General features: G+C 63.2%; 13 protein-coding genes, 1 pseudogene and 1 riboswitch. Of the genes and pseudogenes, 4 read left to right on the top strand and 10 right to left on the bottom strand.

The annotated features are described in order from the left end of the window. Positions 1–167: 167 nt before the first annotated feature. Positions 168–297: riboswitch (TPP riboswitch) on the bottom strand. Between the two features lie 254 nt (positions 298–551). Beyond that, positions 552–2,336: an ABC transporter ATP-binding protein/permease gene (locus PCE31106_RS11240; protein WP_174975116.1), complete on the top strand. Its 1,785-nt coding sequence runs from the start codon at positions 552–554 to the stop codon at positions 2,334–2,336. On the opposite strand, the gene PCE31106_RS11235 is transcribed toward PCE31106_RS11240, so the two are convergent. The 5 genes from PCE31106_RS11235 to PCE31106_RS11215 all read right to left on the bottom strand — a co-directional run bounded on the left by PCE31106_RS11235 (position 2,333) and on the right by PCE31106_RS11215 (position 11,931). Continuing rightward, positions 2,333–3,235, bottom strand: a complete 903-nt coding sequence (locus PCE31106_RS11235) for an SMP-30/gluconolactonase/LRE family protein (protein WP_150563305.1) — start codon at positions 3,233–3,235, stop codon at positions 2,333–2,335. The two genes, PCE31106_RS11240 and PCE31106_RS11235, sit on opposite strands and share 4 nt — an antisense overlap. After that, complete coding sequence (locus PCE31106_RS11230) at positions 3,232–4,056, bottom strand: NAD-dependent epimerase/dehydratase family protein (RefSeq protein ID WP_150563304.1); 825 nt, start codon at positions 4,054–4,056, stop codon at positions 3,232–3,234. The genes PCE31106_RS11235 and PCE31106_RS11230 overlap by 4 nt, the downstream gene beginning before the upstream one ends. A 495-nt stretch (positions 4,057–4,551) precedes the next feature. Then, positions 4,552–6,018, bottom strand: coding sequence for a glutamate synthase subunit beta (locus PCE31106_RS11225; RefSeq protein WP_150563303.1), 1,467 nt, complete (start codon positions 6,016–6,018; stop codon positions 4,552–4,554). Between the two features lie 96 nt (positions 6,019–6,114). Continuing rightward, positions 6,115–10,809, bottom strand: coding sequence for a glutamate synthase-related protein (locus PCE31106_RS11220; RefSeq protein WP_150563391.1), 4,695 nt, complete (start codon positions 10,807–10,809; stop codon positions 6,115–6,117). 420 nt (positions 10,810–11,229) lie between these two features. After that, a complete protein-coding gene (locus PCE31106_RS11215; protein ID WP_017235761.1) occupies positions 11,230–11,931 on the bottom strand; it encodes a transposase in 702 nt (233 codons plus the stop codon). 197 nt (positions 11,932–12,128) lie between these two features. Here PCE31106_RS11215 and PCE31106_RS11210 point away from each other — a divergent pair, with 197 nt between their 5' ends. The 3 genes from PCE31106_RS11210 to PCE31106_RS11200 all read left to right on the top strand — a co-directional run bounded on the left by PCE31106_RS11210 (position 12,129) and on the right by PCE31106_RS11200 (position 14,689). Beyond that, positions 12,129–12,977 (top strand): OmpW/AlkL family protein, encoded by an 849-nt coding sequence (locus tag PCE31106_RS11210; RefSeq protein ID WP_017235762.1) that lies wholly within the window; start codon positions 12,129–12,131, stop codon positions 12,975–12,977. Positions 12,978–13,244: 267 nt separating this feature from the next. Beyond that, positions 13,245–13,994, top strand: coding sequence for an OmpW/AlkL family protein (locus tag PCE31106_RS11205; RefSeq protein ID WP_150563302.1), 750 nt, complete (start codon positions 13,245–13,247; stop codon positions 13,992–13,994). A gap of 317 nt (positions 13,995–14,311) precedes the next feature. Further along, positions 14,312–14,689: an ElaB/YgaM/YqjD family protein gene (locus PCE31106_RS11200; RefSeq protein WP_165385382.1), complete on the top strand. Its 378-nt coding sequence runs from the start codon at positions 14,312–14,314 to the stop codon at positions 14,687–14,689. A 144-nt stretch (positions 14,690–14,833) separates the two neighbouring features. On the opposite strand, the gene PCE31106_RS11195 is transcribed toward PCE31106_RS11200, so the two are convergent. From PCE31106_RS11195 to PCE31106_RS23990, 5 genes and pseudogenes are all read right to left on the bottom strand, one after another. Next, positions 14,834–15,970, bottom strand: coding sequence for a deoxyguanosinetriphosphate triphosphohydrolase (locus tag PCE31106_RS11195; protein WP_017235765.1), 1,137 nt, complete (start codon positions 15,968–15,970; stop codon positions 14,834–14,836). 16 nt (positions 15,971–15,986) lie between these two features. Then, the gene (gene aroB / locus PCE31106_RS11190; protein ID WP_017235766.1) at positions 15,987–17,063 is read right to left on the bottom strand and encodes a 3-dehydroquinate synthase; all 1,077 of its coding nucleotides are present in this window, start codon (positions 17,061–17,063) and stop codon (positions 15,987–15,989) included. 233 nt (positions 17,064–17,296) lie between these two features. Further along, a pseudogene (locus tag PCE31106_RS11185) lies at positions 17,297–17,815 on the bottom strand (shikimate kinase); the annotation flags it as partial. Further along, positions 17,721–20,330, bottom strand: coding sequence for a type IV pilus secretin PilQ (pilQ, locus tag PCE31106_RS11180; RefSeq protein WP_174975114.1), 2,610 nt, complete (start codon positions 20,328–20,330; stop codon positions 17,721–17,723). The pseudogene PCE31106_RS11185 and the gene pilQ, both read right to left, overlap by 95 nt. Further along, a complete protein-coding gene (locus PCE31106_RS23990) occupies positions 20,320–20,979 on the bottom strand; it encodes a PilN domain-containing protein (protein WP_157211563.1) in 660 nt (219 codons plus the stop codon). The genes pilQ and PCE31106_RS23990 overlap by 11 nt, the downstream gene beginning before the upstream one ends. Position 20,980 lies beyond the last annotated feature (1 nt).

Below are 20,980 nucleotides of genomic sequence, written 5' to 3'. Positions count from 1 at the left end.
GGCGCGCAGGCACTCGAAAACAGGCAAAGGATGACTCGCGAGCGGAATCTCGGAAGTCGTTGCGGCGAAAACCGCAGGGATAAGCGCAGGAATCTGCGGAAGGCAGCGCATGGGGTCCTTTCCTCATGAAAGCAAAAGGACGAAACGGTGTTGAACACCTTACCCCACTGGAGTAGTCGGAAACTTCCCACGCCGGTATTACCCGGGTCGGGTGCAAAGGGTCTCTCTCAGCCCCGCGTCGTATGGTTACGCATGGTCAACACCTGCGTTCGACACGGAGCACCCCTGTTTCGCCCGCAGTCATTACAACATAGATGCAGATGCCCGTGCAAGCCGGGGCATCGGGCGATTGCACGCGCGATGCGTCTCGTTTTTTGACGAATCCCCCGGGCCGTGTAACCCCACGTAAACTTAAAACCGAAGTGACAAGCGCCCCCAATCCGGAAATTGTGCAACGCACCCGCCGGAACTGCGGTCAAATGGGCCGTCGACCCTAATAACACGTTGCATTTCCGCGGCAACCCCGCCAGACGATCATGGCCCACACGCCGATGTCTTCCCCGCCTCCCGAGGCGCCGCCCGCCGGCAACCCGGCCGTCCCTGCCCCCAAGCCACCGAAGCACCCCACTGCGTGGCAGTTGATCCGGCCCTACTGGGCCTCGGAAAAGCGCTGGGAGGGCCGTCGGTTGCTCGCACTCGTCGTGGCGCTCAATCTTGCCGTCGTGTTCATCAACGTACGACTGAATGCGTGGAACGCCGGCTTCTATGACGCGCTCGACAAGCGCGATTGGCCCATCTTCAAGTCGTCGCTGATCGAATTCGCGGTACTCGCATTCAGCTTCATCGTCATTGCGACGTTCCGCACCTACTTCCGCCAGATGCTCGAAATTCGCTGGCGGCAGTGGGTCACCGATGCCAACCTGTCGAAGTGGTTCTCGCATCAAGCCTATTACCGCATCGAGCGAGACCATCTGGCGGACAACCCGGACCAACGTATTTCGGAAGACATCCGCACGCTAGTCAGCGCATCGCTGGCGCTGTCGCTCGATTTGCTCACGACGCTGGTCTCGCTGTTTTCGTTCATCACCATTCTCTGGACGATCTCAGGCGCCGTGTCATTTGTGCTGGGCGGCATGAACGTGACGATTCCCGGCTACATGGTCTGGGTCGCGGCGCTCTACGCCCTGGTGGGATCGTTCTTCATCTTCAAGGTCGGTCGGCCGCTCGTGGGGCTGAGCTATCGTCAGCAGCAGGTGGAAGCGGATTTCCGCTTTCTGCTGGTGCGTCTGCGCGAGTCGGCGGAGCAGGTCGCGCTCTATCGCGGCGAAGGCGCTGAATTGTCGCGCCTGACGTCGGCCTTCGGGGCTGTGCGCGACAACTGGTGGCAGATCATGGTCGTGACGAAACGGCTGATCTTCGCGAATTCGATCTACGGGCAGATCGCCATCGTGTTCCCGATCATGGCGGCCGCACCGCGCTACTTCGCCGGCGCGTTCACGCTCGGCGTGCTCATGCAGATCATCGGTGCGTTCGGGCAAGTGAGCGACGGTTTTTCGTGGTTCGTGAACAGCTTCTCGACGTTGGCCGACTGGAAAGCGACGATCAACCGGCTGCGCGAATTCACCCGCGTAATCGACGCACCGCCGCAAGCACCGAGCACCGGAGGCATTGCGCTCGTGAAAGCCGCCCGTTCGCCCTCGTCAGCCTTCACGGCCACCGATCTTCGCCTCGCGCTGCCCGACGGTGCACCGCTCGCGGTCGCCGGGTCGTTTGCCTTCGCGCCTGGCTCGCGATGGCTCATCCGTGGCCGCTCGGGCTGCGGCAAGAGCACCATGCTGCGCGCGTTCGCCGGCCTGTGGCCGTTCGGCAGCGGACGCATCGAAGTTCCCGCCGACGCCCGCGTGCTGTTCCTGTCACAACAAAGCTATTTGCCGATCGACACACTGAAGGCGGCCCTGGCCTTTCCTTCGCATGCCGATACTTTTACCGACGACGAATGCCGAGACGTGCTCAGCGCCGTCAACCTCGAGCAGTATCGTGACGAGTTACTGACCGTCGCTCACTGGGCTCGCCGCTTGTCCGGCGGCGAGCAACAACGGCTCGCCACCGCGCGCGCCTTGCTGCAAAAGCCGGATTATCTGTTCCTCGACGAAGCGACCAGCGCGCTCGACGTGGAAACCGAGGAGGCGGTGTATGAAGCGCTGCATGCGCGCCTGCCGGGCACCACAATGGTCAGCGTGGCCCATCGGGAAACGCTCGGCCGCTTCCATCAACACACCATGACGCTGCATGCCGCGGGCGACGTCGCGCCGCCACGGGTGGTCGACGCGGCCTAGCCGGCATAAGGCACCTCCGGCAATCCCTGCGCGCCGCAACGCACGGCCAACACATGGCCGTCGTGTTCGGTCGCGCCGGTTGCCGGACGAATCGACGTAACAAACAACGTGTCGAAGTCGCGCCCGCCGAACGCGCACATCGACGGCTTCGACACCGGCAGCACGATCTCGCGGTCCAGCACGCCTGCGGGCGTGAAGCGCAGCAAGCGGCTACCGTCGTTGGCGCACGTCCAGTAAGCGCCGTCGGCATCGACGGCCGCGCCGTCCGGACGGCCCGGATAGTCATTCATGTCGACGAACAGCCGCTGCCCGCTGATCGCACCGCACTCGGCATCGAAGTCGAACGCCCACACGCGGCGGCGCGTCGGATGCGAATCGCTCAGGTACATCGTGCGGCTGTCCGGCGAGAAGCCCAAACCGTTCTGCGTCACCAGGCCCTCGACGAGCGGCGCCGACAGACGGCCGTGCGTGTCGAAACAGAAGAGCGCGCCTGCGTCGCTCGCGAGCGACATGTCCTGCACCATCGTGCCCGCCCAGAAGCGGCCCTGCCGATCGCAGCGTCCGTCGTTGAAGCGCATACCCGGCAACGGGAACACCGGCGCGGCCAGTCGCTGCCAATCAGACGCCGCAAGCGTGCCCGGCGGCCCCAGTCGCACCGCGAACAGCCCGGTTTCGCAGCCCGCCAGCAGCATGCCCGAGGCGTCGAAGGTAAAGCACGCGATCTGCTCGGGGAATGTCCATTGGCGATGATCGCCGTCGGCGGGCGTTACGCGATGCAGTTGCTTCGCGGGGATGTCCACCCAGTAGAGCGCCTGCTCGTCGGCCCGCCACAACGGGCTCTCGCCAACGGCGTGAGGCGTCTGTCGCGACGGTTCGAGCCGTTCGATCGACACCGTCATGCCTTGGGTTCCATCGGCCCCAGCAGCACGAACGGTCCGCCTTGGTAGCGCTGCGTCACATCGTCCATGCGCGGATCGGGCGCCTGCGCCGGAAACAGGCCGGCGAATTGCGCCGAGCTGTCTTGCGCACGGAAGCCGAGAAACGCGGCCTTCGTATTGTCGACCCACAGCGTCGGGTTGTTCGACACGCCGTAGACGATGGCATGGCCCACGCGATTCGTGAACAACGAGCAGCGCACGAGTTCGACGAAATCGCGATAGCTCAGGTATGTCACCATCATGCGCGGATTCTTCGGCTGCTCGAACGACGAGCCGATGCGCAGGCACACAGTCTCCAGACCAAAGCGATCGAAGTAGTAGCGGGACAGGTCTTCACCGAAACATTTCGAGATACCGTACATGCTGTCCGGACGGTGCGGCGCGTCGACATCGAGCACTTCCGTCACGGGATGGAAACCCACCGCATGATTCGAGCTGGCGTAGACGATGCGCTTCACCCCCTGCTTCTGCGCTGCGCTATAGACGTTGTACATGCCGAGAATATTGGCTTGCATGATGTCGTCGAACGGCGCCTCGACGGAGATGCCGCCCAGATGCACCAGCGCGTCGACGCCTTCGAGCAGCGCGTGCACGGCGGCGCGATCCGCGAGGTCGACCTGCATGGCTTCTTCGTGCGGCGCATCGGCCGTGAGCGGCACGATGTCGCTCACGCGCACGATATCCGCCCACTCGGCGAGCTTGCCGCGCAGTTGTTTGCCAAGATTGCCCGCTGCGCCGGTCAGCAGCAGACGGCGGAAGGGTTTGCCGGATGTCTGGCTCATATCAGTCCTTGTTCGTCGGTAGATCGCAGTGCATGCGACGACGCCTTGCCACAACAAACCCGGCGCCGCGTCGGCGCGCCCGACGCTCATCGAAAACGTGGGGGTCGCATGGAGAGGCATCCTACGTCAGACGATGTACGATGACAATGGCCAATTGGTCGGTTTACGGAGAATCCCTAGTATTTCACTCGATGCCTTGCATCGACGCAATAAGCCTTATATTCATTGGCGCTCACCTATACCAGGGGTGTTTCCCTGAAGGCCGATGACGCAAGATCGGCCACGTCATATGACATCTTATATTCATCGATCTTGTGCATGTCCCGGTCGCCCGAATACCGTGCAAACAAAGACACGCAAAGCGAACGGGCAAGAAAAAACCGCCCGGACGTTGTCGCCCGGACGGTTTCTTCACGGCAACGCAGAGACCTACCTCCGCGCCCCTCCTCTCAACCCCGTATTTGTGGTTTTGGCAGGCATTACTCTTTCACGCGCTCAGCGCGGCAGTTCCGAGTAGCCCATCAGGAACTCGTCCACCGCACGGGCGCACTGACGGCCTTCGCGAATCGCCCACACCACCAGCGACTGACCGCGACGCACGTCACCGGCCGCGAACACCTTCGGCAGGTTCGTCGTGTAGGCGCGCTCGCCTTCGGTCGAGGCACGCACGTTGCCGCGCGCATCCTTGTCCACGCCGAAAGCGTCGAGCACGGTCTGCAACGGCGACACGAAGCCCATCGCGAGCAGCACCAGGTCGGCCTTGAGTTCGAATTCCGAGCCCGGCACTTCCTGCATTTTGCCGTCCTTCCATTCGAGACGCACGGCGATCAGCTTCTCGACCTTGCCGTTTTTGCCTTCGAAGCGCTTCGTTGCCACCGACCAGTCACGCTCGCAACCCTCTTCGTGGCTCGACGATGTACGCAGCTTGGTCGGCCAGTACGGCCACACCATCGGCTTGTTTTCCTGCTCGGGCGGCTGCGGCAGCAGTTCGAACTGCGTCACGCTCTTTGCGCCGTGACGGTTCGACGTGCCCACGCAGTCGGAACCGGTATCACCGCCCCCGATCACGATCACCTGCTTGCCCGTGGCCAGCAACTGGTTGGCCAGCTTGTCGCCCGCATTGACCTTGTTCTGCTGGGGCAGGAATTCCATCGCGTAATGGATGCCTTCCAGCTCGCGCCCCGGCACCGGCAGATCGCGCGGCTGTTCTGCACCGCCCGCGATCACCACGGCGTCGAATTGCGCCTGCAACTGCTCCGGCGAGATCGTCTCTTTGGAGAAGTTGTTGACGTGCGCTTCCGGCGCGTCCTTGCCGACGTAGACACCCGTGCGGAACGTCACGCCCTCGGCTTCCATCTGGCGCATGCGGCGATCGATCAGCCACTTCTCCAGCTTGAAGTCGGGAATGCCGTAGCGCAGCAGTCCGCCCACACGGTCGTTCTTTTCGAACACGGTGACGTCGTGACCGGCGCGCGCAAGTTGCTGCGCCACGGCCATGCCCGCCGGGCCCGAGCCGACGACGGCGACCGTCTTGCCGGTCTTGTGCTTCGCGGGCTGCGGCTCGACCCAACCTTCGCTCCACGCCTTGTCGATGATCGCGTGTTCGATCGACTTGATGCCCACCGCGTCGCTGTTGATGTTCAGCGTACAGGCGGCTTCACACGGCGCCGGGCAGATACGGCCCGTGAACTCGGGGAAGTTGTTCGTCGAGTGCAGCACCGAGATGGCCGACTTCCAGTCCTGGCGATACACCAGGTCGTTGAAGTCGGGAATGATGTTGTTGACCGGGCAACCGTTGGTGCAGAACGGAATGCCGCAGTCCATGCAGCGCGCGCCCTGCACCTTTGCCTGCTCGTCGGAGAGTGCGAGCACGAACTCCTTGTAATGCTTTACGCGTGCCAGCGGTGCTTCGTAAGACTCGCCCTGGCGCTCGAATTCGAGAAAACCTGTGACCTTGCCCATGTTTCTTCAGTCGGAAAGTTTTGTGGTTACCGTGCCTCACCCGCGCGCGGCACGCCATCGGGGCCCTCACCCCGTGGCGCCGCCGCGCCAGCGGCTTCAGGCCGCCAGTGCTTGTTTTTCGTTGGCCTTGGCCATATCGCCGAGGGCTCGCTTGTATTCGCTCGGGAACACCTTCACGAACTTGCGGCGCGCGCCGTCCCAGTCTTCGAGCAGCGCCTTGGCGCGTGTCGAGCCCGTGAACTGGAAGTGACGCTCGATCAGCTCGCGCAGTTGCGCCTCGTCGGTCTGGCCGCGATGCCACAATCCCTGGCTCACCGTGCGCTCCTGCTCGCCGTGCGGCAGCACCGGGTCGAGAGCGACCATCGCGGTGTTGCACTTGGCGGCGAACGTGCCGTCAGCGTCGTACACGTAGGCCACACCGCCCGACATCCCCGCCGCGAAGTTACGCCCGGTCTCGCCCAACACGACCACCGTACCGCCGGTCATGTATTCGCAACCGTGATCGCCCGAGCCTTCCACCACGGCGGTGGCGCCCGAGTTCCGCACGCAGAAACGTTCGCCGGCCACGCCATTGAAGAAGGCTTCGCCTTCGATGGCGCCGATCATCACGGTGTTGCCCACGATGATGTTGTCTTCGGCGTTGCCCCGGAAGTCGTTGGTCGGACGCACGATGATGCGCCCGCCCGACAGGCCCTTGCCCACATAGTCGTTGCCGTCGCCTACCAGATCGAGCGTGATGCCGCGCGCGAGGAACGCCCCGAAGCTCTGGCCGGCCGTGCCCTTGAGCTGCACGTGGATCGTGTCGTCCGGCAGGCCGTCATGGCCGTAACGCCTGGCCACTTCGCCCGAAAGCATCGCGCCGACCGTACGGTTACGGTTGCGCACCGGCTGAATGAACGAGACATGCTCGCCCTTCTCGAGCGCCGGCAGCGCCTTTTCGATGAGCGCGTGATCGAGTGCGGCGGCCAGACCGTGATCTTGCGTTTCGACATGCAGACGCGGTACGTCCGCTTCCATTTCCGGCAGATGGAAGATGCGCGCGAAGTCCAGGCCCTTCGCCTTCCAGTGCTCCACGCCCGCGCGGGTGTTGAGCAGGTCAGCGCGGCCGATCAGATCGTCGAACTTCGAGATGCCCAGTTGCGCCATGATTTCGCGCACTTCTTCGGCCACGAAGAAGAAGTAGTTGACCACGTGCTCCGGCTTGCCCTGGAATTTCTTGCGCAACACCGGGTCTTGCGTCGCCACGCCCACCGGGCAGGTGTTCAGGTGGCACTTGCGCATCATGATGCAGCCCTCGACGACGAGCGGCGCCGTCGCGAAGCCGAATTCGTCGGCACCCAGCAGTGCGCCGATCACCACGTCGCGACCGGTCTTCATCTGACCGTCGGCCTGCACACGGATACGACCGCGCAAGCGATTGAGCACCAGCGTCTGTTGCGTCTCGGCCAGGCCCAGCTCCCACGGCGTGCCGGCGTACTTCACCGACGACAGGGGCGAAGCGCCCGTGCCACCGTCGTGACCGGCGATCACCACGTGATCGGCCTTGGCCTTCGCGACACCGGCGGCGACCGTCCCCACGCCCACCTCGGACACGAGCTTCACCGAAATCGACGACGAGGCATTCACGTTCTTCAGATCGTGGATGAGCTGCGCCAGATCTTCGATCGAGTAGATGTCGTGGTGCGGGGGCGGCGAAATCAGGCCGACGCCCGGCACCGAGTAACGCAGCTTGCCGATGTATTCGGTCACCTTGTGACCCGGCAACTGACCGCCTTCGCCCGGCTTCGCACCCTGCGCCATCTTGATCTGGATCTGATCGGCCGAGACCAGATAGTCAGCCGTCACGCCGAAGCGGCCCGAGGCCACCTGCTTGATCTTCGAGCGCAGCGAATCGCCGTCCTGAAGTTCGATATCCGCCTCGATGACGTCGTGCCCCACGATCGATGCGAGCGATTCGCCCTTCTTGATCGGAATTCCCTTCAGCTCGTTGCGATAACGGCGCGCATCTTCGCCGCCCTCGCCCGTGTTCGACTTGCCGCCGATACGGTTCATGGCCACGGCCAGCGTGGCGTGCGCTTCGGTCGAGATCGAGCCGAGCGACATGGCACCGGTGGCGAAACGCTTCACGATGTCCTTGGCCGATTCAACCTGATCGAGCGGAATCGCGCGCTGCGGATCGACGCGGAACTCGAACAGACCGCGCAACGTCATGTGACGCTTGCTCTGGTCGTTGATGAGGTTCGCGTATTCCTTGTACGTCTGGTACGAGTTCGAACGGGTCGAGTGCTGGAGCTTGGCGATGGCGTCCGGCGTCCACATATGGTCTTCGCCACGAATGCGGAACGCGTACTCGCCACCGGCGTCGAGCATGTTTGCGAGCACCGGGTTGTCGCTGAAGGCGTCGCGATGCAGACGCACCGCTTCCTCGGCCACTTCGAAAATGCCGATACCGCCGACGTTCGACGCCGTGCCCTGGAAGTACTTCTTGACCAGTTCCTGCGACAAGCCGATGGCTTCGAAGATTTGCGCGCCGGTGTACGACATGTACGTCGAGATGCCCATCTTCGACATGACCTTGTGCAGGCCCTTGCCCACGGCTTTGACGAAGTGCTTGACCGCCTTCTCGGGCGTGAGGTCGCCGCCTTGCTTGCGGGCGATCTGTGCGAGCGTCTCCATCGCGAGGTACGGGTGAACGGCTTCCGCGCCGTAGCCCGCGAGCAATGCGAAGTGGTGCACTTCGCGCGCCGAACCGGTTTCGACCACGAGGCCGGTGCTCGTGCGCAGACCTTGCGCGACCAGATGCTGGTGCACGGCCGAGGTCGCGAGCAACGCCGGGATGGCGACTTGTTCGCGATTCGTCAGGCGGTCCGACACGATGAGGATGTTGTAGCCCGACTTCACCGCGTCGATGGCTTCGGCGCACAGCGACGCGAGGCGCGCTTCAATGCCTTCCTTGCCCCACGCGACCGGATAGCAGATGTTCAGCTCGTACGAGCGGAATTTGCCCCCGGTGTACTTGTCGATGTGACGGATCTTCGCGATTTCCTTGAAGTCCAGCACCGGCTGCGACACTTCGAGACGCATCGGCGGGTTGATGTTGTTCGTGTCGAGCAGGTTCGGCTTCGGGCCGATGAACGACACCAGCGACATCACCATGTTCTCGCGGATCGGATCGATCGGCGGGTTCGTCACCTGGGCGAACAACTGGCGGAAGTAATGATAGAGCGTCTTGTTCTTGTTGCTCATGACCGCGAGCGGGCTGTCGTTGCCCATCGAGCCCACGGCTTCTTCGCCGTTGATCGCCATCGGCGTCATCAGCAGCTTCACTTCTTCCTGCGTGTAACCGAAGGCCTGCTGCAAATCGAGCAGCGGCGTGGCCGAATCGTGATGCACACCGGCCTCTTCGACCTTCGGCTCGATCTCGTCGAGCTTGATGCGCACGGCGTCGATCCAGCTCTTGTATGGCTTCGCGTTGGCGAGGTTGTCCTTGAGCTCCTTGTCGTCGATGATGCGGCCCTGCTCCATGTCGATCAGGAACATCTTGCCCGGCTGCAGGCGCCACTTCTTGACGATCTTCGACTCGGGAATCGGCAGCACGCCCGATTCCGAGGCCAGGATGACCATGTCGTCGTCGGTAATCACAAAGCGCGCCGGACGCAGACCGTTACGGTCGAGCGTCGCGCCGATCTGACGACCGTCGGTGAAGGCGATGGCGGCAGGGCCGTCCCACGGCTCCATCATCGCGGCGTGATATTCGTAGAACGCGCGGCGGTTGTCGTCCATCAGTGTGTGCTGCTCCCAGGCTTCCGGGATCATCATCATCACGGCGTGGGCGAGCGGATAGCCGGCCATCGTGAGCATTTCGAGGCAGTTGTCGAACGATGCGGTGTCCGACTGGCCCGGGTAGATCAGCGGCCACAGCTTCTGCAGATCGTCGCCGAGCACGGCCGACGAGATCGCGCCCGTGCGGGCGTTGATCCAGTTGACGTTACCCTTGACGGTGTTGATTTCACCGTTGTGCGCGACCATTCGGTACGGGTGCGCCAGCTCCCATGCCGGGAACGTGTTCGTCGAGAAACGCTGGTGAACGAGGGCGAGTGCCGAGACGGTGCGCGGATCGGCCAGGTCGCGGTAGTAGCGGCCGACCTGGTCGCACAGCAGCAGCCCCTTGTAGACGATCGTGCGCGCCGACATCGACGGCACGAAGTATTCCTTGCCGTGCTTGAGCTTGAGCGCCTGAATGCGATGGCTTGCCGTCTTGCGGATGACGTACAGCTTACGCTCGAGGGCGTCCGTCACCATGATGTCCTGCCCACGGCCGATGAAGATCTGACGGATCACCGGCTCGGTCGCCTTCACGTTGGGCGACATCGGCATGTCGCGATCGATCGCGACGTCGCGCCAGCCCAGCACGACTTGCCCCTCGGCCTTCACGGTCCGCTCGAGTTCCTGTTCGCAGGCCAGACGCGACGCGTGTTCCTTCGGCAGAAAGATCATGCCGACACCGTATTCGCCGGCCGGCGGCAGGGTCACGCCTTGCCGGGCCATCTCTTCGCGGTAGAACTGATCGGGAATCTGGAGCAGGATGCCGGCCCCGTCACCCATCAACGGGTCGGCGCCCACGGCGCCCCGGTGATCGAGGTTTTCGAGAATCTTCAGGCCCTGCTCGACGATGGCGTGACTCTTCACGCCCTTGATGTGGGCCACGAAGCCGACGCCGCAGGCGTCATGTTCGTTGGCCGGGTCGTACATGCCCTGAGCGTCCGGCGCCACGTACGCCTCACCCGGCATCGCTACGGCCGCTGCAATCGGTTGCTGTTTCTTTTCCACGAGTTACACCGTCTCTTGGCGAGGTCGCCGCGCGCATGCTCGTCGCGCTCGACCGGGTTAAGTGGGGGTGGCCGGGTGGGCCAGGACTGCGGATTCGCGCGCGTCGAAGGTCGTTCTTGGGCGTCGCCACAGGGAGCCGACTCAGCGCGCACGCTTTTGCGCATCGCACCAATCGGCCGAAGTTGGAATATACGCCAAGGAATTCACAAAGACAAAACAATTTAATAGGGTCAGATTCGCATTAAAAACCACGCTGATCGAAGACCCATTTTTATTGGGGTCAGATCAATTCGATCCGATCTGTGCTCGTCAAAAAATTCTGTGATTTCAAATAGCTGGAGAAAGCGAAGCAGACCGGAACCGGCCTGCGGCCAGCCAGTGTCAGAGCGCGTCCGAGATCGCTTTGCGAGGACGACCGCGCGTGAGCGGACTCACGCGCCGGTTGGCGGCAAGTGACATGCGAGCCTGATAATCGGGCCCGCCGAGCAGCCATCCTTTCTGCGTTGCCGTACGCAATGCGTCAATCTCAGGTGCCGGCAGCGGGATCGAAAACCCCTCGGCGTAGGCACGTTGACGTTCGAACGGTGTATTGCCAAGCGCCCAATACAGCGCGTGGTCCGTGACCAGACTATCGACCGTGAGGCCGACGTGATGGAGGTAACTCGACCATCGGTAATTCCCGGGGGCATCTGCCAGCCCCGCGCGCACCGGGTTGAGCTCGACGTACCGGCTGGCAAGCAGCAGATAGTGTTCCGCTTCGATGACCGTGGCGCGATACCGGCCCTCCCAAAGCGTGCCGGTGCGCTGGTGACGCCGGTTGAAATACAACACGTAGTAGCGACCAACGGCCTGAAGCGTGGCCGGAAGGCTGCGCTCGTCTGCGGGCGTGGCAACCAGATGCAGGTGGTTCGGCATCATGCACCAGGCGTGAATCGCCAGTCCGTTGGCGCGCGCGGCGTCGCGCAACCGGTCGTGAAATACACGCCTGTCCTCGTCGTCGACGAAGATCGCCTGCCGGTTATTGCCGCGCAGAATCACATGCTGCGGTTGGCGTGGAATGAAAAGTCGCGGTAATCGGGCCATGCGGATTCAAATGTAATTCTTTAAAGCTCGATATCACGATCGTCGAGGGAGTTTCATCATAAAAACCCCTTTAAATACTGATATCTAGCCAAACCCCGTTGATTCGTACAAAAGCTCTAGATACGGCGATTGCGCCGTGAAATCCCAAGCGCATAATGCATCGAAAAATAAATAAATAATCTTGGGAGGATAGACAAATGACAACTCGGGCCTATCGGTCCGCGGCGTGCTTGTGCGCGCTCGGACTCTTCGTTTCCCTGGCGCCCACCCGCGCCAGTGCACAACAAGCCGGCGACAACGTCGTCAATCTCGGATGGTTTCACATCGCGCCGCAAGACTCCAGCAAGCCGATGACCACAAGTGTCACCCAGGAAGGGCTCACTCCAAGCCTGGTGCCGTCGAACTTCACGTCCCCCGGAAGCGGAGCGAAGGTCAGTAACGCCGACACGCTCGGCCTCGTCATTACCCACTTTGTCACCGACAACATTGCCGTACAGACGGTTGCCGGCATTCCCGCCAAGTTCAAGCTTACCGGACAAGGCGTGATCGCACCGCCGGGACTGGCCGGCGCGCTCACGAGTATCGACCTTGGCGCGCCACAAAACAATCCGATTGTGCAGAGCGTTCGTCAATGGAGTCCGGCGCTTGTGTTCCAGTATTACTTCGGCCAGGCCAATTCCACCTGGCGCCCGTTTCTGGGGGTCGGTGTGAGTTATACGTTCTTCACGAACGTCAATCTCAATCCGAATTTCGAAGCGGCGTTGAATCAGAATTTCGGCAGCGTGCTCGCGTTCACTTCCGGGCATAACGGGCCGACCACCGTCGAAGCGAAATCGTCGGCGTCGTGGCAACCCGTTTTCAATGCCGGCGTGTCCTATGCCTTCGACAAACACTGGGTCGCCAGCGCCTCGGTTTCTTACGTTCCCCTCAAGACCACCGCGAACATCAAGATCAAGGCGCAGGACGGAACGGTCCTCTCCTCCTCCGACGCCGAGATCAAACTGAACCCGATTGTCACCTTCGTCTCGCTCGGCTACAAGTTCTAGACTCAGCGTGCGGGACGCAGAATGCGTTCGACATATCGGACTCCGCAGTGAAATCCTAAAGGCGTGCCCTGGGTGTCAGGGCGCGCTTTTCGCCCGTCCAGCGCATTTTTCTAGGGGCATTCCATGAGTCGATGCATGGAAACAACACCTTTAGAGCGCGCACTCCAGACTCTTGCTTTCCGCTGCTATGCCCCGTCGGCATAATGGCCCTGAATTTCATTTACCGAAATTCTCGACAATAAAGAATCTTGAGCAGGAGACGAATCGATGAAGTTGAAGCATTTGACGATGGCTGCCGTGGCCATGCTCACGGTGTCCGGGGCCGCGTTTGCACAGCAAGCCGGCGATAACGTTGTCAACCTTGGCTGGTTCCACCTCTCGCCCCAGGTTTCCAGCGATCCGCTGCATGTGACCGGATCGAACGTTCCGGGTCTGGCCGCAGCAGTGAATAGCCGACTGGGCAATACGGGTGCCCAAGTCGACGACGCCGACACCGCGGGCCTCACGTTTGCGCACTTCTTTACCGACAACATCGCCGTGGAAGCCGTCACCGGCTTCGCGCCGAAGTTCCGCCTCTACGGACAGGGCAACCTCGCGCTGCCAGGTGGCGGTTCTCTGGCATCGGCCAAGCAGTGGAGCCCGGCCTTGTTGCTGAAGTATTACTTCGGACAGGCAAACGATACATGGCGTCCCTTCCTCGGCCTCGGGGTCAGCTACTCCTGGTACACGAACATTGAACTGACGCCGGGCTTCCAATCGCTGGCCAGCAATGCATTGACGGGCGGCCCAGGCGGCAACACCACGGCCAAGCTCACCAATTCGTGGGCGCCAGTGTTCAACGCGGGTATCAACTACAACATGGACAAGCACTGGACGCTCGCATTCTCCGTGTCGTACATCCCGGTCAGCACCACCGCCAAGCTGACGACCACCCGCGGCCCGATCACCACGACCAGCGAAGCCAAGGTCAAGCTGAACCCGGTGGTCACGTTCCTGTCGCTGGGTTACCGCTTCTAAGTTCCGCGCCAAGCCAGCTTTCCGGCTCGCGCCAGCGCTTGCATTCGGTCTGTCTCGGCGCAACGAAATCGATTCAAGCCGTCCAGAAAACGCCGCCCCGTGCGGCGTTTTCGTATTTCCGGCCGCGATGTCGGCCGATTCTCACACGATCTTCAGCCAACGCGACGCAACTTTCTTCGCTTCCCGAAAGTCTCTGAAGGTGTACGCACGCGAACGGTCGCGCCATAATGGCCGTTCGCCTCAGGGTTCCACCGGCGTCGTCGTTCCCCGAGTCTGACGGACGCCGCATTTCAATACCACCTCTTGGGAGTCTGAAAATGGGAATTGCCTCGAAAGCGGAAACCGTACTCAACAGCAGCCTTGACGATGCGCGCTTTGCCGGCCGACGTACCGCACGCGCGGCACGTCTGGCGAGTCAGGACGTCTCTTCACGCGTGCGCGATCTGCTCGACGATCTGGACCACGCGCTGTCCAACGCGAAGTCGGCATCGGATGTTGAGGCGCTGCGCGCCGAGATCGGCGACAAGCTTCGTGAAGCGCGCAGCGAGTTTGGCGATGCCCGCGCCAACCTGCGCCGTCGCGCCAACGAGGTCTGGGAAGAAGCCGACGGTTATGTCCACGAGCGCCCATGGCAGACCGTTGGCACGGTAGCGGCTGTTGCGCTCGTGCTCGGATTCATTGCGGGACGCAGCTAACTCACTCGCCGGCGGTGCCGTTGTGCACCGGCAGACATCGAACGTGATGCGTCGGGATACCGGCCCTCATCGTCACACGCGAGGTGGCAATAGCGAAACAGCCGGCGAAAGCCGGCTGTTTCGCATCGTCTCCCGAGGCACGCGTCAGAGCGTCGGCTCGATGGTAAAGAGACGGCTGTATTCCTTGATTGCGTAGCGATCCGTCATTCCGGCAATGTAGTGCGCGATCCAGCGTGGCTGATCCGCTGCGTGCTCGGTGCGGTAGTTGGGGGGCAGCAAGCGGGGATCGGCAAGAAACGCGTTGAACAACTCCTGAACGATGCGCTGCGCTTTCGCTGCCATGCGCATCACCAGATAGTGCCGGTATAGATTCTCGAACAGAAACCGCTTGAGTCGCCCGGCCTGCTCGCGCATCTCGCCGCTAAAGGCCACCAACGGTCCCGCGCCACGCACATCGTCAATGGAGAACGGCGAAGCGTCGGCCACGCGTTGACGCGTGGTCGTGATCAGGTCGACGATCAGCGCATTGATAATCCGTCGCGTCGTTTCGTGCACCAGCCGCCGGCCGGAAATTTCCGGCCATGCAAGCCGCGCCTCGGCGCAATAGCGTTTCCAGAGCGGCACGTCGTCGAGTTGATCGAGCGACAACAGGCCGGAGCGCACACCATCGTCGATATCGTGATTGTTGTAAGCGATCTCGTCCGCAAGATTGGCGATCTGCGCTTCCATCCCAGGCTGCCGCCCCTTCAGAAATCGCTCGCCAAGCTCACCCAGCCCTCTCGCATTCGCGCGCGAACAGTGCTTGAGAATGCCCTCGCGCGTCTCGAAACAGAGGTTCAACCCGTCGAAGCCGCCGTAATGCTCTTCGAGTTCGTCGACAACGACAAGGCTCTGCAGATTGTGCTCGAACCCGCCGTAGTCTTGCATGCAGGCGTTGAGTGCGTCCTGCCCGGCGTGACCGAAGGGCGTGTGACCGAGGTCGTGCGCCAGTGCGATCGCCTCGACGAGATCCTCGCTGACGCGCAGATTTCGCGCGATCGACCGGCCGATCTGCGCCACTTCCAGACTGTGTGTCAGGCGCGTGCGAAACAGGTCGCCCTCATGATTCACGAACACTTGCGTCTTGTATTCGAGCCGGCGGAACGCCGTCGAATGAATGATGCGGTCGCGGTCGCGCTGAAATTCGGTCCGCGTCGTAGGCGCAGGTTCCGCAAACCGCCGTCCGCGTGACGCGCTCGAGCGCGCCGCGTAGGAGGCAAGCGACGCTTCGTAATCGATCATCGCCAGCCCTCCTTTCCTAGATGTTGGCGCGCAACGTCGCGCGAAGCTCGGCCTCGGGAACGCCCGTCATGAACGCCTGCCCCAGCCGGTTGAGTAGTACGAAGCGGATGTCCCCGCCTTCCGCCTTCTTGTCGACGCGCATCAGATCGATGTAGCGATCCTCACCCAGATCCGGCCCCGTGACCGGCAGCTTGGCCGCCACGATCAGCGCCTTGATTCGCGGGACAAACGCCGCGTCGATAAAGCCCAGACGCGCCGACAGATCGGACGCCATGACCATGCCGCACCCGACCGCCTCGCCGTGCAGCCATTCGCCATACCCGAGGCCCGCTTCAATGGCATGGCCGAACGTATGACCGAAGTTCAGCGTGGCACGCAGGCCTTGTTCGCGTTCGTCGCTGGCGACGACCTGCGCCTTGATCTCGCACGAGCGCTGCACGGCGTAGGTCAGCGCCGCCGTATCGCGGGCATTCAACGCTTCGATATTCGCCTCGATCCAGTCAAAGTACTGTTCATCGGCGATCGCGCCATGTTTGATCACTTCCGCCAGACCGGCGGCCAGCTCACGATCCGGCAACGTGGACAACGTGCCGATGTCGGCCAGCACGGCGCTCGGCTGCCAGAACGCTCCGATCATATTCTTGCCGAGTGGGTGGTTGATCCCCGTCTTGCCACCGACCGACGAATCCACTTGTGCAAGCAGTGTCGTTGGCACCTGCACGAACGGGACACCGCGCATGTAGCAGGCGGCGGCAAACCCGGTCATGTCGCCGACGACGCCGCCGCCCAGCGCGATCAATGTCGCTTTGCGGTCCGCCTGAGCGCCAAGCAGTTCGTCGAAAATCAGGTTGAGCGTTTGCCAGTTCTTGTGCGCCTCGCCGTCGGGCAGCACAGCGGTGACCACACGCTTTCCGAGCCGTTGCAGCGTTGCCGCGACGCGCTCGGCATAAAGCGGGGCGACGGTCGTGTTCGTCACGATCACGGCGTGCGTGCCGCGCACGTGCGGCGCGAACAAGGCCTCCTGCGTGAGCAGATCGGTGCCGATGTGGATCGGATAGGCGCGCTCGCCCAGATCGAGTTTGAGGGTCTTCATGCCGCTTGTTGTCATGGTCAGCGATATCGGCGCTATCAGCGAGGAAAGGTGTCGGGCGCAGGCGATACGGACGTTGTCTGCGATGCATCATCGCGCTCGGCCTGCGCCAGCTTCGCGTCGCCCCCGGCCGCCCGAGCGGCTTCACCGTCACCGTGCGCACCGTCCGGCTCGTCGCCATGCACGCCGTCATGCCGATCGTCAGGCGCATCGGATGGCAGACCGGCGCTGCTGGGAACGATTCCCGCGACCTCCAGTTGCATCAACACCATGTTGACGAGCGCATTCACGCTCGGCCGCCCCGTTTCGATGACGAAGGTCGCGCACTCGCGATATAGCGCGTCGCGCTCTTTGAACAACTGCTCGAGACGCGCGCGTGGATCGGCCGTTTGCAGCAACGGGCGGTTCTTGTCACGACGTGTGCGCAGCCAGAGGTCATGCGGATTGGCGCGCAAATAGACCACCGTGCCGCGCGACTTGATGTGTTCGCGATTTTCCGCGCGCAGCACCGCGCCCCCGCCGGTGGCGAGTACGATTCCGCTGCGTTGGGTGAGTTCGTCGATGGTCTGGGCTTCGCGCTGACGGAAGCCGTCCTCGCCTTCGTGCTCGAAGATGATCGGAATGCGCACACCCGTGCGCGCTTCAATCTCATGATCGGAGTCATAGAACTGCCGCCCAAGACGTCGCGCCACTGCGCGCCCAACCGTGGTCTTGCCCGCCCCCATCAGTCCGACAAGTATTACGTTTTCCAGCATAAATCGCTGATATTTGGGTTCCAGCCCCCGATGATACCGGGATATGCGTCGGGCGTGCGGAACGCGTCAACTCGGAGCGCACTCCGGTGAGCCGGGGATGACCGGACGGCAGGTCGTTTTTCGAGGGCTCGGGCGAGGCGCCTGAGGAGGCCCCCTTATCCTCGGCCTCGCCGCCCTTCCGGCCCTCGGGCACCACACTGGGCGTCAGAAACACCAGCAGCTCCGTACGGCGGTCTTCGTTGGCGCGGTTGCGAAACAGCGCGCCCAGCAACGGCACATCGCTCAACCACGGCACGCCGGCTCGACTGTCGCGACGTTCTTCCTGGTAGATCCCGCCGATGGCCACCGTCCCTCCGTCCTCGACCTGCACCTGCGTCTTGACATGTCGGGTATCCACGGCGAATCCCTGTGCCACCGCCTGCCCGACACTGTCCTTGCGCACGTCGACATCCAGAATCACCTGACCGTCCGGGGTAATGAGCGGCGTCACTTCGAGCCTCAACGTGGCCTTTCGGAATTGGATCGACGTTGCATTGCGGCGGCCACTTTGCGTCTGGTAAGGCAGCTCCGTGCCCTGTTCAATGAGTGCCTGAACCTTGTCCGCCGTGACCACGCGAGGCCGGGAGACGACACGACCTCGCCCACTTGTCTCCAATGCCGAGAGTTCCAGTTGCAGCAAGCGCGTGGCGGAGCGGCCAAAAAGCGTGATCGCCAAGCTCGGCGGCACCACGCCGGCCAGCGCCGCCGCGGGCAAGCCAATGTCGAGCGCACTACCCGATGGCGTTCCCCCTCCGTTATTCGTGCCCCCGACACCCCGCGCCCCCTCCGCGGCCGGCCGCTCGCCGGGCTTCTGCTGGCCTTCGCCGCGACCGTGGTGTCCCGTGAGCCTGACACCGAGCGACTCGCTGAAGCGGTCGTCGGCCTCGACAATGCGGGCCTCAATCAGCACTTGACGGACCGGAACGTCGATTCGTGCGATGAATTTAGCCAGCGCATCGAGCTTTTCCGGCAAATCGGTCACGAACAATTGGTTCGTGCGCGGATCGGCAATCAGGCTGCCTCGCACGGACAACAATCGTTGCCCCTTGCGGTCCTTTTCGCCCATGATGATCTCCCGCAGCGCCAATGCACGCGGATAGTTCAGCGTGAAGCGACGGCTGGCCAGCGGCAGCAACGCCTCGCGCTTCGCGGCCGCTTCGAGTTGCGTCTGCTCGTCAGCCAGCAGGTCAGCACGCGGGGCAATCCAGTCGACGCCGTTCAACGATTGAACGCCGAGACCGGCACTCCGGACCATGACGTCAAACGCCACAGCCGCCGAGACGCGCTGCACTTCCATGTCGAGACGCCCGACGACGCGCTCGCCAATCACCACACTGCGCCCGGTCAGACGGGCGAACGCCCGTAACGCATCGGCGGCCTCCACGCCATGGAGCGTCACGTCGACGCTCAACATGTCGGAGTCTTCCTCCGCCGGCCCCTGTCGCGGTGGACCTTCGCTCCAGGTCGCCGCCAATCCGGCTGCCGACGTCCGGTGAAGCACGACCCGACGCGATCCCGCACGCATCGATCCGACAGGCGTGCCGTCGTCGACCGACGACTGCAGGCCGGACGCCGCCATCGTCGCGGCGTCCTGAGCTGAGCGGCGCGTCAGTGGCGTACGAAACACGTCGATCGTGTCCGCCGGCATCTGCCAAGGCGGGGCTGGCGGCGGTAACGCCGGCAAGGAACGCCCGGCAGGCATACCGGGAAGGTCTGCGGGACGTCGCCAGGCGTAGGCGGCCACCATGGCCGTGACCCCCGCCTCGGCCTCCGCCACTACCGTCGCACCGGAAGTTCCCAACGCCGGCCCCTGAAGAGACAGGCGCTCGATCGATAGATGCCGAGGCATCCGGTCGACCTCGGCGAGCCAATCGAGCAAATTCGCGACGCGCCCCCCGACACGCATTTCGGCACGCTCGATTTCGAGGTCCCCGCTCGACGCGGCGGGCCCCGGCCGCGCTGCCTCCAGCGTCAGGCCCGAACGTGCAGCAAGGCGCTCGAGATCGGCACGCCACGCCGAGTGCGTGTCGTCAGCGAGGTCGTGTAGCGAGGATGCCGCCGAGTGCCGTGCCGACGCGCCCGCGCCTTCGCTCGCCTCGGCTGCCGCTTCCCCCACCCTCTGTGCAGCGAGCGGAAGCCGGCGATGCCAAGCCATCGTCTCGGCCTCGGCATCACGCAGCGTTGCCATCAACGCGGGTAAGCGACGCGCGGCGTCGTTCGCCCGATCCCACCTCTGCTGCTCGGCGCCAAGATCCTTCTGCAAGGTTGCCCTTACGGGCAGGCCGACCAGCCACCAGACCGACCACGCCACCAGCAGCCCCAACAGCCAGGCAAGGATGGCCAGTCCCCAGCGCACCAGCGGCGCCCACTCGGCCGGCGAGACTGACGTCCACGCCGTCCATCGCGCACGCCAGCGGTCTGCTGCATCACGAAAAATGTCGCGGACATCATCCGGCGGAGGGCGTTCACCGTACATCGGGCACCTCCTCACTCGGCAGCCCATCGACCTCCGCGGTGACCGAAAGCGCAACGGGCCTCGGTGCACGCTTGAGTTCGATACGCAATGTGAAGCGGCGAAGGGTCGGCACAGAGGCCTGAGTCGCTCCGCCGGCCCACTGACGCCTGACGGCCTCCGGGACCACGCTCGATTCGACTTCCGCGACTTTGCGCACCCATGGCAGCGTCCGCAATCGCTTCTGCGTTTCGCGCACGCGTGATTGCGTCGTTGCATAGCCCTCGACGCGCGCTTGATCCTCGCCGATTTTTACGGATGTCAATCGCACGCCGTCGGCGCACGCGCGCATGATGTCGAGCAATCGGTTTGCGACGGGCTGCCGACGCTCGATCAACGCCGCGGCCGCCCGGCGATGGGCATCCATGGCCGCCAACTCACGCCCGGCCGTCTCGAACGCAGCGATCTGCCCGCCGAGTTTCTCGCTTGCCGCACGTAGCGCCGTCACTTGCGCCTGCGTTTGCTGGCGCAGGGAGATGTCGCGAGCCATCGGCGCGAGCGATGCGAGCCCACCACACGCGGCCACGCACCCCCATATTCGCCATTGCCGCGCAAACTCGCGCTGCCGGCGCTGGGCGAGCGTGGGGAGGAAATCGAGTGGAGGAAATTGCACC

The organism is Pandoraea cepalis (genome assembly GCF_902459665.1).
Taxonomy (GTDB): domain Bacteria; phylum Pseudomonadota; class Gammaproteobacteria; order Burkholderiales; family Burkholderiaceae; genus Pandoraea; species Pandoraea cepalis.
Note: the sequence above shows the minus strand (reverse complement) of the source record. Positions and strands in the feature narration are given on the sequence as shown.